Below are 11125 nucleotides of genomic sequence, written 5' to 3'. Positions count from 1 at the left end.
CACCGCTTTGGTGCGGCGCGCGGCGCGGGGGGGCGGGGGGGGCGCCCCCCCCCCCCCCCCCCCCCCCCGCCGGGGGGGCCCCCCCCCCGCGGGGGGGGGGCCCCCCCCCCCCACTTCTGTTCTCTGACAACGTCCTGGCGTACCGGCTACGCGCCGACCTTCTGCTTCACCTGCGCCAGCGACGGGTTCGTCAGCGTCGAGCCGTCGGGGAAGAGCACGGTCGGCACCGTCTGATTTCCGCCATTCGCCTTCTCCACGAACGCGGCGGACTCCGGGTCCTGCTCGATGTTGACCTCGGTGTACGCGATGCCCTCGCGGTCCATCTGGCTCTTCAGCCGACGGCAGTAGCCGCACCACGTGGTGCTGTACATCGTCACAGTGCCCGGCATGTCTCTCGTGCTCCTTCGGCGACTCGGGAAGCGGCGGCTCGGGGATGAGGTCGCAGGAAGGGAACGTCCACGGCGGCGCCGCCATTCCCGCCGCGTGACGCCAGTCGCACCGGTACGACTATCGGTGCGCGCCTGTGGACAACCGACTCACCCGTCTCGCGAGACCTGGCAGCATGGCGGTGTGACAGCAGCAACGCACTCCACCCTCTTTCCGCAGGCACCGGACTCGGCCGACGCGGTGCTCGAAGGGCTCGACCCCGAGCAGCGCGAGGTGGCGACCGCCCTGCGCGGCCCGGTGTGCGTGCTGGCGGGAGCCGGCACGGGCAAGACCCGGGCGATCACCCACCGCATCGCCTACGGGGTGCGCGCCGGCATCCTCCACCCCTCCAGCGTGCTCGCCGTCACCTTCACCAACCGCGCGGCCGGGGAGATGCGCGGCCGGCTCCGCCAGCTCGGCGCATCCGGTGTCCAGGCCCGCACCTTCCACTCGGCGGCGCTGCGCCAGCTCCAGTACTTCTGGCCGAAAGCCATCGGTGGCTCCCTGCCCAGGCTCGTCGACCGCAAGGTCCAGCTCGTCGCCGACGCGGCCGCCGCCTGCCGCATCCGCCTCGACCGGGGCGAGCTGCGCGACGCCACCGCGGAGATCGAGTGGTCCAAGGTGACTCAGACCGTCCCCGCCGACTACGCCCTGGCGGCGGCCAAGGCCGGCCGTGAGGCGCCCCGCGACCCGGCGGAGATCGCCCAGCTCTACGCCGCCTACGAGGACCTCAAGCGCGCCCGCTCCGTCATCGACTTCGAGGACGTACTGCTGCTGACGGTGGCCGTCCTCCAGGACCGGCACGACGTCGCCGAGCAGGTCCGCGCCCAGTACCAGCACTTCGTGGTCGACGAGTACCAGGACGTCAGCCCCCTCCAGCAGCGTCTGCTGGAGCTGTGGCTGGGGGACCGCGACGATCTGTGCGTGGTCGGCGATGCCAGCCAGACGATCTATTCGTTCACGGGAGCAACCCCCGACCACCTGCTCGACTTCCGCGGCCGCCACCCCGGAGCCACCGTCGTCAAGCTGGTCCGCGATTACCGTTCCACCCCCCAGGTCGTCCACCTCGCCAACGGCCTGCTGGCGCAGGCCCGGGGCCGGGCCGCCGATCACCGTCTGGAGCTGGTCTCCCAGCGCCCCGCGGGCTCCGAGCCGGTCTACAGCGAGTACACCGACGAACCGACCGAGGCCGAGGGCGCGGCCCGCCGCATCCGTGAACTCATCGACTCGGGCGTCCCGGCAGCCGAGATCGCGATCCTGTTCCGTACCAACTCCCAGTCGGAGACCTACGAGCAGGCACTCGCCGACGCCGGTGTCCCGTACCAGCTGCGGGGCGCGGAGCGCTTCTTCGACCGCCCCGAGGTGCGCAAGGCCAACAGCGCGCTGCGGGCCGCGGCGCGCTTCGGCGGCAACGACTCCCTCCTCGACGACGTCGTCGACCTGCCCTCGCAGGTGCGCGCGGTGCTGTCCGGTGAAGGCTGGACGACCGAACCCCCGGCCGGGTCCGGTGCCGTCCGGGAGCGGTGGGAGTCGCTGGCCGCCCTGGTCGGCCTCGCCCAGGACTTCGCCACCGCCAGGGCGGGAGCCACGCTGAGCGACCTCGTCGTGGAACTCGACGAGCGGGCGGGCGCCCAGCACGCCCCGACGGTGCAGGGTGTCACCCTCGCCTCCCTGCACTCGGCCAAGGGCCTGGAGTGGGACGTCGTGTTCCTGGTGGGCGTCGCCGAGGGCATGATGCCGATCACCTACGCAAAGACCGACGAGCAGATCGAGGAGGAGCGTCGCCTTCTCTACGTCGGGGTCACCCGCGCGCGCGAACGCCTCCACCTGTCCTGGGCGCTGTCCCGGGCGCCCGGCGGCCGCCCGAGCCGCCGGCCAAGCCGCTTCCTGAAGGGGCTGCGGCCCGGTTCGGGTACGGCCGACGGGCGAGCGGCCGCCGGGGGCCCCGGAGGTGTGGAACGCGGGTTCGGAGGCGGCAGCGGTGGTAGTGGTGCCGCGGCCCCCGTGCCGAGACGGACCCAGCGGACGCCGGCCCGCTGCCGGGTCTGCGGGCGCACCCTCACCGAGGCCGGTGAGATGAAGCTGATGCGCTGCGAGGGCTGCCCGTCCGACATGGACGAGGGCGTCTACGAGCGGCTGCGCGAATGGCGGGCGGTGCAGGCGGGGCGCAGTGGACAGCCCGCGTTCTGCGTCTTCACCGACAAGACACTGATGGCGATCGCCGAGTCCGTCCCCGAGGACGAGCGTGAACTGGCCCGCATCCCGGGGGTCGGGGCGCGCAAGCTCAACCGCTACGGAGTCGACGTCCTGGCCATCTGCGCAGGCCAGGAGGGAGTGGGGCTTGACGAGGACGGCTGATACGAACTCGTCGAAAAAATAGTTTGCGCATGCCCCGGGGATCCCCATAGGTTCTTGGTCAGCGGGAGCAGCGGCCTTCCCGAAGGCCCTGAAACCGTGTTGTACTTGCATATCCGCGGACTGGTTCGTCCCAGTCCCCCGAGACGCCGAGAGGAGGCGAGCCCAGTGATCAGCATCAACTTCAGCTCCATCGTCAGCTCCACCGCCAAAATGACCGATCGCTCGGCCGTCTCCCCCTGCGCGCTCGGCGCTGCCAACTCGGGCACCGGTCTGTCCGGCATTCGTGCCGTGCGTCCGGCCGCCTTCGCTGCCGCCCCCGCGGGCCTTCCCGTCCGTGAGCGCAATGAGCGACCGACCAAGGCACTGGAAGCAGCAGTAGCGGCACAGGCGCAGGCCTATGCCTTTACCGCGACCGGTGCCGGACTCCGCAAGCAGACGACGCAGCACCACCTGATGTGGGCCTTCCGTGGGCCAGAACCCTGGAGTGATCCAGCCTGATCGCCGATCAGGCCGGCGCCTTCAGGGCCGCGGAACCCCACCCGGGATCCGCGGCCCTTCTGTTTGTCCCCGAACGGGGGACAACAGCACGAAGGAACCTCGGGACAAGAAAAGAACCCGGTACCAAGCCGCCACCCGGTCAACCGGCCGGAACGACCAGACGAGGAAGACCACCCGTGCAACTCGAAGCGCACGCCCCGTCCGTACCGCCTTCCGACACGATCCCCAAGCCCTGTTCCACGGAGGACTCCACCTTGACCCCGCTCACCGCGCTCACCGCGCTGGACGACGCCATCGAGAACCTCGGCGTGCCCGTCCCCTGCCGGTCCTACGACCCGGAGGTCTTCTTCGCCGAGTCGCCGGCGGACGTGGAGTACGCCAAGTCCCTCTGCCGCACCTGCCCGCTGGTCGAGGCCTGCCTCGCCGGTGCCAAGGAGCGGCGTGAGCCCTGGGGCGTCTGGGGTGGCGAGCTGTTCGTCCAGGGTGTCGTCGTCGCCCGGAAGCGGCCCCGCGGCCGCCCGCGCAAGAACCCGGTTTCGGCATGAACACCACAGGAACGATCGACCGCCCCCTCACGTACGACCCCCAGAAGCAGGCCCCGATGAAGCCGTCCACCCACGACATCGCAGGCTCCGCGCCTGAAGACTTCACCACCAGCGGCGCGAAGGACTCGCGTCAGAACAGGACCCGTGAGATGCAACTCATCCCAGAAGCCCTGGCCCGTGCGCATATGCACGATCGCCTGCACGAGGCGGAGCAGGAACGCCGGGCACTGAGCCTGGCGACCGCTCGCCGGATGCAGCGCCGGGCGGAGCGCGCCTCGATGCGTGCCCGGCGCGCGCTCGCCATGGCGGTCATGCAGTAACCGACACATCTGAAGAGGTGGTTTCCCGGCAGGGGAGACGAAGCTCTTCCCGTGGAGGCCGGTCCGTCGAAACGGACCGGCCTCCACGGCGTGTACGGCTCCGGTGGTTCACGCCTCCGCGGCCGTCTCCTCCGTCTCGTACTCGTCCTCGTCCTCTTCGACGGCCTCTTCTTCCGCCTCGTCCGTCTCCTCCACTGCCTCCTCGGGGAGGAACCCCACCAGCCACCCCTCCAGCTCGTCACGGAGCCGAACCGTCGCTCCCAGCTGGCACAGCACACCGATGGTGCTCAGGGTCACGCGGTGAATCAAAAGGTACGCCGGCGGCAGGTTGAGCTGCTTGGCCAGCTGATACGCGGGGGAGCGGGGATCCCCGATGCGAGCGGCCTGGCTCCGCATCCAGCCGCGGGTGAAGGTGAACGCGTCGACCCTGGCCGGCTCGATGATCGGCAGGAGGTAGTCAAGAACGGCGTCGGGGTCCAGCTCTATCGATTCCTTGACGAAGCCCTCCGTGCGCAGCATCTCGTAGACGGCCTCCGCCTCGCCGTCCAGCGTCATGCGCAAGGCTTCGCCGATGGGCTCGGGCAGGCCGCCCGGGAGGCGGTCGACCGTACCGAAGTCCAGGACGCCCAGGCGCCAGTCGTCCTCGCCCTCCGGCCCGCCGGGCAGCAGCCGGAAGTTGCCGGGGTGAGGGTCGGCGTGCAGAAGTCCGGTGCGCGCCGGACCGGAGAAGAGGAAGTGGGCCAGCAACTGACCGGCCCGGTCACGCTGTCCAGGCGTGCCCTTGCTGATGATCTCCGACATCGGGATGCCGTCGATCCACTCGGTGATCAGCACCTGCTCGCACTGATGGACGACGTCCGGCACCACGATGTCCGGGTCGTCCGTGAACACCTCGGCATGGGTCCGCTGGGCCTGCGCCTCCAGGTCGTAGTCGAGCTCCTCCGAGACGCGGTCCTTCAGTTCCGTGATCAATGGCTTGATGTCCATGCCGGGGACCAGCGGGCCGAGCAGGCGGGCGAAGCGGCTGAGCTGGTTCAGGTCGGACAGCAGCGCCTCGCCGGCGCCCGGGTACTGCACCTTGACCGCCACCTCGCGGCCGTCGTGCCACACCGCCCGGTGCACCTGACCGATCGAGGCAGCCGCGGCGGGCTTGTCCTCGAACTCCAGGAACAGATCCTGCCAGTCCTCCCCGACGCGCTCCGCGAGCACGGAGTGCACCGTGCGCGTCGGCATCGGAGGTGCCGCCTCCTGCAGTTTGGTCAGCGCCGCCCGATAGGGTCCGGCGACCTCCTCGGGCAGAGCCGACTCGAAGACGGACAGGGCCTGCCCGAACTTCATCGCCCCGCCCTTGAGCTCGCCCAACACCTTGAACAGCTGTTCCGCGGTGCGCTGCTGCAGCTGCTGGCCGACGATCTCCGCGGACTCGCCCACGATTCGCTTGCCGAGCCCCCAGGTGGCCCGCCCGGCGAAGCCGAGCGGGAGCGCGGCGAGCTTGGCGGTCCGGGTGACCGCCTTGCGCGGAAGATCAGACATGCGCCCTCCAAGTCCCAGCCGGCCGCGCCGGTTCCGCCTCGTGGCGTGTTTCCGGTGACGGCCCTTGCCCAGCCATTGTCGCGCGCCGCCCCCCGTACTCGGCGATGTGTTCCTGCTTACCTTTCCCAGCGGCTCCGCAGGAGCAGGCGGGGTGCGCCCGGACCGGCCGGGCGTGCCATCGCAGGCCGGGCAGCGAGACCTCCCAGCGCGCGCCGGTGCTCGAGGGAGCCCGGCCGTCCAGGAAGGAGAGCGCGTGAGCCGCCGCGAACCCGGCGACGGTGGTGGCGAGGGTGAGGTCGCAGGGCGGTACCCGGCGCTGCCGGCCGGAGCGCCACTGTGCCACCAGGCGCGGCCAGACCGGGTCCCGGTCGGTGCGGTGCGCCTGCAGACAGCTGGCGCACCCCGTGTCGCCGGGCAGGACGAGGGGGCCGACGACACCGGTCCCTTCCACGACACCGGCATACAGATGGGGCGTACCGGAGGCCATGAGGGATTCCGCGCCGACGGGGTCGGGTGTGTGCACCGCGACATCGTCCCGCGGGGCGATGACCACCAGGGAGAAAACCGGGGCGTCCCCCTCGGCCGGTGTCGTCGGGCTCCGCCGCGGCGGGCGGTCCGGGGCGGCCCGGCGGACGGCACGGCGGGCCGCCTCGTCCCGGCGGTCGCCCACGGACTCGGCTGGAAGGCCGCCCGGGGCGACGTCCCAGGGCTCGACGCGTCCGCCGTCGCGCACGTCGATCTCGCCGACGCCCGCGCCCGACAGCAGGCCGGCCAGTACCGCGCCCACCCGGCCCGCGCCCCTCACGCCGACCCGCAGGGCACGTCGGGCGGCGAGGTGTCTGATCGCGTCGCCCGGTTCGGAGGTGGTCAGTGACAGCGAGGCGAGGTCGGGGCGGAGCCGGTCGAGGACCTCCTTCTTCTCCCGCAGGGCGTCGGCGGCCGGTCCGCCGCCCCGGGAGTCGTCGAGCAGGCCCGCACGTGCCAGCCGCTCCACCAGCCGGTCCACATGCCCGTCCGGCAGGTCCATGCGGTGTCCCGCCTCACGCAGGAGCGCCGGCCCACGGGTGCCGTTGAGCAGTTCGAGGAAGCTGCCCGTCGCCGTGTCCACCGGTGCGAACGTGAGCGCGTGCGCCGGTGTCATCCCGAACTGCACCGTGTTCAGGTCGCGCCAGCCGCGCCTGAGCGCGGGTTTCACCATTGGATGCATGCCAAGTCCCCCGTAGGTGCTCGAAAGCTTTGAACGTCTCCGTGTGCCCGGCGGTGGTCGGTCGCGTCCCGGATCCTCGGCCGGTCGCGAATCCGCCGACGAGTGCCAGCATGCCCGGATGCGCGCTGGGACGTCGCAAGTTGTCCACAGGCGGTGGGTATTCGTCGTACGAATCAGTCGCGCATCCCCTGTGCATTCGGTCGTGTTTCCCGACCGAGAGGCGACGGATCGACACCGAAGCGTCCCGGAGCCGGGACTTCCCCGTGTGCAGCGGGTAACGTCGTGGCGTGTCCGCCGACCCACTGCACCGCGCCGGGGCGCCCCAGCGCACACCGACGAATCCGCCGCCGAGCGGCTCGGGGACGAGCGCGATCGAGGTGCGCAGGAGCACCAGGCGACGCCGGACGGTGTCCGCGTACCGCGAGGGCGATCGCACCGTCGTGCTGATCCCCGCCCGGATGTCCGAGGCGGAGGAGCAACGCTGGGTGAGCGTCATGCTGGACAAGCTGGCCGCCCAGGAGAGCAGACGCGTCCTCGGCGACGCCGAGCTGGCCGAGCGCGCGGAGCGGCTGTCGGGGCAGTACTTCGACGGCCGGGCCAGACCCACCTCGGTGCGCTGGGTCACCAATCAGAACACGCGCTGGGGCTCGTGCACCCCCTCCGAGGGGAGCATCCGGCTGTCGCACCGTCTTCAGGGCATGCCCGAGTACGTCGTCGACTACGTCCTCCTCCACGAACTGGCGCACCTGCTGGTCCCCGGACACGGGCCCGGGTTCTGGCGGCTGCTGGAGGCCTATCCGCGCACCGAGCGCGCCCGGGGCTACCTGGAGGGTGTGGTCGCCGCCGACCGGCTGCCGCACGTACCCGGCGCCCGCGACGAGTAGCGCGCGGCCCGGCGGGATGCCCGGGCCGGGTGTCCGGCACGGCCGCGCCCGGGTTTCGTACCGGGTCTGTACCGGACTTCCTCCGGTGTCGGTGTTTGCCGTTAGCCTGACGCGACGCACTCACATTCGGATGGGGGACGGTCGTAACGCATGGCCAGGGAATTCCAACGCGGCCACAAGGCCAGGATCAGTGACCTCACCGCGGGCACCGATCTGTACGTAGGCGTGCAGATCTCCGGCCCCGGGCTGAGCTTCGACATCAGCTGCTTCGGCCTCGACGCCGACGAGCGACTGTCGGACGACCGGTACTTCGTGTTCTTCAACCAACCCAAGACCCCCGAGGAGTCCATCCAGCTCCTGGGTGCGCAGGCGGGTGACACGGAGTCCTTCCGGGTCACCCTCGACCGCGTTCCGCAGCAGATCCGGAAGCTGTCCTTCACCGCGACGATCGACGGCGCGGGACAGATGTCGCAGGTCGGTCCCGGCTACATCCGGATCGTCGCGGGCGGCGAGGAGGTGGCCCGGTATCCGTTCAGCGGCGCGGAGTTCTCCACCGAGCGCGCCGTGATGCTGGGCGACTTCTATCTGAAGGACGTGTGGCGGTTCGCCGCGGTGGGACAGGGCTTCGACGGCGGGCTGGACGCACTGCTGAGGAACTTCGGCGGGGAGGTGGCCGAGGAGGAGGCAGCCGCTCCGCAGCAGGCGCAGCAGCCGCAGGGCGGCGCCACGCCGGGCTTCGCCCCGCCCGCCCAGGCATCCGCGCCGCCGGCCTTCGGCGCGCCCGCCGCCGCGCCGGCCCCCGCTCCCACCCCTGCGCCGCAGCCCGCGCAGCAGGGCTTCGCTCCGCCGCCCGCCGCTCCGCCGCCACCGGCTCCCGCTCCGGCGCCCGGGCCGGACGTGCACGCCGCGCCGACCATCGTCGCGCCCATGAACACGCCGCCCGGCGGCGCTCCGGTGCCGCCCCCCGCTCCGGCGCCCGCCCCCTACGGTCAGGTTCCCGGCCAGACCGCGCCGCCGCCCCCCGGCTACGGCCAGCCGCAGGCACCCCAGGCCCCCGCCCCACCGCCCGGTTACGGCCGGCCGACGGCGCCCGCGGGCTACGGGCAGCCCGCACCGCCTCCGGGCTACGGCCAGCCGACACCGCCCCCCGGCTACGGCCAGCAGGCTCCCCAGGACGCGGGGTACGGGGTGCCCGCGGCACCGCAGCAGGGCGCCGGCGTGACGGCGGCTCTCCAGCAGTTCCGGGAGACCGCGACCGGGCAGCGCTGGACGCAGCAGAACAAGAAGCTGGTCCGTGTCGACCTCGGAGCGGAAGGCCTGCCCGTGCTCGCCCGGCAGGGCAGCATGGTGCTCTACCAGGGCAAAGTCGACTTCAGCTACAAGGGTGCCGGATTCGCCGGCCGGGTCGTGGGCAACGCGACCGGTCAGGAGATGCAGCTGATGCGCTGTACCGGCAAGGGGCAGGTGTTCCTCGCGGAGAACTCCGCGATGCTCCACCCCATCGAGCTCCAGGGCGACGCCGTGTGCGTCTCCGCGGAGAACGTCCTCGCCTTCGACGAGAGCCTCCAGTACGAGGTCCGCCGCATCGAGGGGCACGGCATCCCGGGTGGCGCCCTGTTCACGATGCAGTTCCAGGGCACCGGCACGATCGTCGTGAAGACGCGCGGCGTGCCCGTGGTGCTGCCGGTCACCCCCACCACCTTCGCCGACTGCAACGCCGTGGTCGCCTGGTCCGCCGCCGCCCAGGTGGTCGTCTCCAGCCAGGTGCGGATGCGCCGCAACTCCTACGCGGGCGACACGGGCGAGAGCGTCAACCTGCAGTTCCGGGCGGCGCCCGGCAGCTTCGTCGTCGTCCAGCCGTACGAGATCTGAGGGAGAGCCCGAATGAACCAGCCGCTCGCGGGCTACGCTCCCGCACCCGTCACCGCCCGCATGGAGAACCACGGCAACCACATGCTGAAGGTCGCCATGCAGACCGGTAACGACCTCCTCGCGCGCGTGGGCTCGATGGTCGCCTACGAGGGCTTCGTCCAGTACGAGCCCAACCCGCCGGCCGTACGCCAGATCGCCCGCGACTGGGCCACCGGCGAGGGCGCGCCCCTGATGAAGTGCTCCGGCGACGGCCTGCTCTATCTCGCGGACTACGGCGCGAACGTCGTCGTCATCAACCTCAACGGCGACGGGATCTCCGTCAACGCCACCAACCTGCTCGCCTTCGACGCCCACCTGACCTGGGGCGTGGAGCGGGTCAAGGGCCTGGCGAAGTTCGCCGGCCAGGGTCTGTGGAACACGAAGATCTCCGGACAGGGCTGGGTCGCGCTCACCTCCCGGGGCAAGCCGATCGTCGTCGACTGCGGCGGTGGCGAGGACGAGACCTACGTCGACCCGGACGCACTCGTCGCCTGGTCCCCGAACCTGAAGGTGAAGGGCAAGCGCAGCTTCAAGGCGCAGTCGCTGATCGGCCGCGGCAGCGGCGAGGCCTTCCAGATGGCCTTCTCCGGTCAGGGCATCGTCGTCGTCCAGCCCAGCGAGGACAGCACCGACCGCCTCCGGGTCCGGGGCTGAGGGGGAGCCAGAACATCATGCAGAGCCCGCTTTTCGCCTACAACGACCAGCAGACCCAGGAAGCCTGGAGTCTGCAGAACAAGCACATGCTCCGCGTCGCTCTCCAGGGCCACGACGACGTGCTCGCCCGCAAGGGCACGATGGTCGCCTACCAGGGGCTCGTCGAATTCGACGCCGAGTACCGGAGCAACAACCAGTCACGCGCCCGCGCGCGCACGGGGGAGGGCCTGGACCTGATGCGCTGCCACGGGCAGGGCACGGTCTTCTTCTCCAACCTCGCCCAGTGCATCCACGTGGTCGACGTCGATCAGGACGGCCTCACCGTCGACAGCAGCTACGTGCTGGCGATGGACTCCTCCCTGCACCACGAGGTCATCGCGGTGGACAGCCTGTACGGCATCTCCGGCTCGGGGAAGTACCAGCTCAACATCACCGGCCGGGGCAAGGTCGCGCTGATGACCTCGGGCTCCCCGCTGTTCATGCAGGTGACGCCCGACAAGTACGTCAACTGCGACGCCGACGCGATCGTCGCCTGGTCCACCGGTCTGCGCGTGCAGATGCAGGCCCAGACGCACTCCTCCGGGGTGTGGCGGCGCCGCGGCAACACCGGCGAGGGCTGGGAGCTGAGCTTCATGGGCAGCGGCTTCGCACTCGTCCAGCCCAGCGAGCTGCTGCCGCCGCAGAACGCCCAGGTCGGCCAGGGCGTCGCCGCGCAGTACGGCATGGGCCAGCACGGGGCCCGCGGGCAGAACCAGGGCAACGTCTGGAGCTGAGTACGGCGCACCGTCC

At 71.3% G+C, this 11125-nt stretch carries 11 protein-coding genes; 8 read left to right on the top strand and 3 right to left on the bottom strand.

All coding sequences use genetic code 11. The features are described 5' to 3' along the window. Window positions 1–146 precede the first annotated feature (146 nt). Window positions 147–389 (bottom strand): mycoredoxin, encoded by a 243-nt coding sequence (locus ACGFYH_RS29045; protein ID WP_104636442.1) that lies wholly within the window; start codon window positions 387–389, stop codon window positions 147–149. A gap of 124 nt (window positions 390–513) precedes the next feature. Between ACGFYH_RS29045 and ACGFYH_RS29040 the strand changes: the two genes are divergently transcribed. The 4 genes from ACGFYH_RS29040 to ACGFYH_RS29025 all read left to right on the top strand — a co-directional run bounded on the left by ACGFYH_RS29040 (window position 514) and on the right by ACGFYH_RS29025 (window position 4147). Then, window positions 514–2784, top strand: a complete 2271-nt coding sequence (locus tag ACGFYH_RS29040) for an ATP-dependent DNA helicase UvrD2 (protein ID WP_393806137.1) — start codon at window positions 514–516, stop codon at window positions 2782–2784. A gap of 165 nt (window positions 2785–2949) precedes the next feature. Continuing rightward, on the top strand, window positions 2950–3282 hold the full coding sequence (locus ACGFYH_RS29035) for a hypothetical protein (RefSeq protein ID WP_393806136.1): 333 nt from the start codon (window positions 2950–2952) through the stop codon (window positions 3280–3282). A 176-nt stretch (window positions 3283–3458) separates the two neighbouring features. Beyond that, window positions 3459–3827, top strand: a complete 369-nt coding sequence (locus ACGFYH_RS29030; RefSeq protein WP_064729724.1) for a WhiB family transcriptional regulator — start codon at window positions 3459–3461, stop codon at window positions 3825–3827. Next, window positions 3824–4147, top strand: a complete 324-nt coding sequence (locus ACGFYH_RS29025) for a hypothetical protein (RefSeq protein WP_393806135.1) — start codon at window positions 3824–3826, stop codon at window positions 4145–4147. Before ACGFYH_RS29030 ends, ACGFYH_RS29025 begins: the two co-directional genes overlap by 4 nt. A gap of 108 nt (window positions 4148–4255) precedes the next feature. Here ACGFYH_RS29025 and ACGFYH_RS29020 read toward each other — a convergent pair whose 3' ends face one another. Beyond that, window positions 4256–5680 carry an ABC1 kinase family protein gene (locus ACGFYH_RS29020; protein WP_393806134.1) on the bottom strand — a complete coding sequence of 475 codons (1425 nt, stop codon included), beginning with the start codon at window positions 5678–5680 and terminating at the stop codon, window positions 4256–4258. Continuing rightward, window positions 5673–6887 carry a TOMM precursor leader peptide-binding protein gene (locus ACGFYH_RS29015; RefSeq protein WP_393806133.1) on the bottom strand — a complete coding sequence of 405 codons (1215 nt, stop codon included), beginning with the start codon at window positions 6885–6887 and terminating at the stop codon, window positions 5673–5675. The genes ACGFYH_RS29020 and ACGFYH_RS29015 overlap by 8 nt, the downstream gene beginning before the upstream one ends. 287 nt (window positions 6888–7174) lie before the next feature. Between ACGFYH_RS29015 and ACGFYH_RS29010 the strand changes: the two genes are divergently transcribed. The 4 genes from ACGFYH_RS29010 to ACGFYH_RS28995 all read left to right on the top strand — a co-directional run bounded on the left by ACGFYH_RS29010 (window position 7175) and on the right by ACGFYH_RS28995 (window position 11109). Continuing rightward, window positions 7175–7771 (top strand): M48 family metallopeptidase, encoded by a 597-nt coding sequence (locus ACGFYH_RS29010; protein WP_393806132.1) that lies wholly within the window; start codon window positions 7175–7177, stop codon window positions 7769–7771. Between the two features lie 150 nt (window positions 7772–7921). After that, window positions 7922–9643 (top strand): TerD family protein, encoded by a 1722-nt coding sequence (locus ACGFYH_RS29005; RefSeq protein ID WP_393806131.1) that lies wholly within the window; start codon window positions 7922–7924, stop codon window positions 9641–9643. Between the two features lie 12 nt (window positions 9644–9655). Then, on the top strand, window positions 9656–10336 hold the full coding sequence (locus ACGFYH_RS29000) for an AIM24 family protein (protein ID WP_210572303.1): 681 nt from the start codon (window positions 9656–9658) through the stop codon (window positions 10334–10336). Between the two features lie 17 nt (window positions 10337–10353). After that, window positions 10354–11109 carry an AIM24 family protein gene (locus tag ACGFYH_RS28995; RefSeq protein WP_393806130.1) on the top strand — a complete coding sequence of 252 codons (756 nt, stop codon included), beginning with the start codon at window positions 10354–10356 and terminating at the stop codon, window positions 11107–11109. Window positions 11110–11125: the final 16 nt, after the last annotated feature.

Origin of the sequence: Streptomyces sp. NPDC048392 (genome assembly GCF_043200575.1) — a bacterium.
Lineage (GTDB): Bacteria > Actinomycetota > Actinomycetes > Streptomycetales > Streptomycetaceae > Streptomyces.
The sequence above is the reverse complement of the archived record's forward strand: the minus strand, read 5'-3'. Positions and strand labels throughout refer to the sequence as shown.

Excerpts from the sequence above, each read along its gene's own strand:
- ACGFYH_RS29045 (WP_104636442.1), bottom strand. The coding sequence starts at position 389 with ATGCCGGGCACTGTGACGATGTACAGCACCACGTGGTGCGGCTACTGC.
- ACGFYH_RS29025 (WP_393806135.1), top strand. The coding sequence starts at position 3,824 with ATGAACACCACAGGAACGATCGACCGCCCCCTCACGTACGACCCCCAG.
- ACGFYH_RS29020 (WP_393806134.1), bottom strand. The coding sequence starts at position 5,680 with ATGTCTGATCTTCCGCGCAAGGCGGTCACCCGGACCGCCAAGCTCGCC.
- ACGFYH_RS29015 (WP_393806133.1), bottom strand. The coding sequence starts at position 6,887 with ATGCATCCAATGGTGAAACCCGCGCTCAGGCGCGGCTGGCGCGACCTG.
- ACGFYH_RS29005 (WP_393806131.1), top strand. The coding sequence starts at position 7,922 with ATGGCCAGGGAATTCCAACGCGGCCACAAGGCCAGGATCAGTGACCTC.
- ACGFYH_RS29000 (WP_210572303.1), top strand. The coding sequence starts at position 9,656 with ATGAACCAGCCGCTCGCGGGCTACGCTCCCGCACCCGTCACCGCCCGC.
- ACGFYH_RS28995 (WP_393806130.1), top strand. The coding sequence starts at position 10,354 with ATGCAGAGCCCGCTTTTCGCCTACAACGACCAGCAGACCCAGGAAGCC.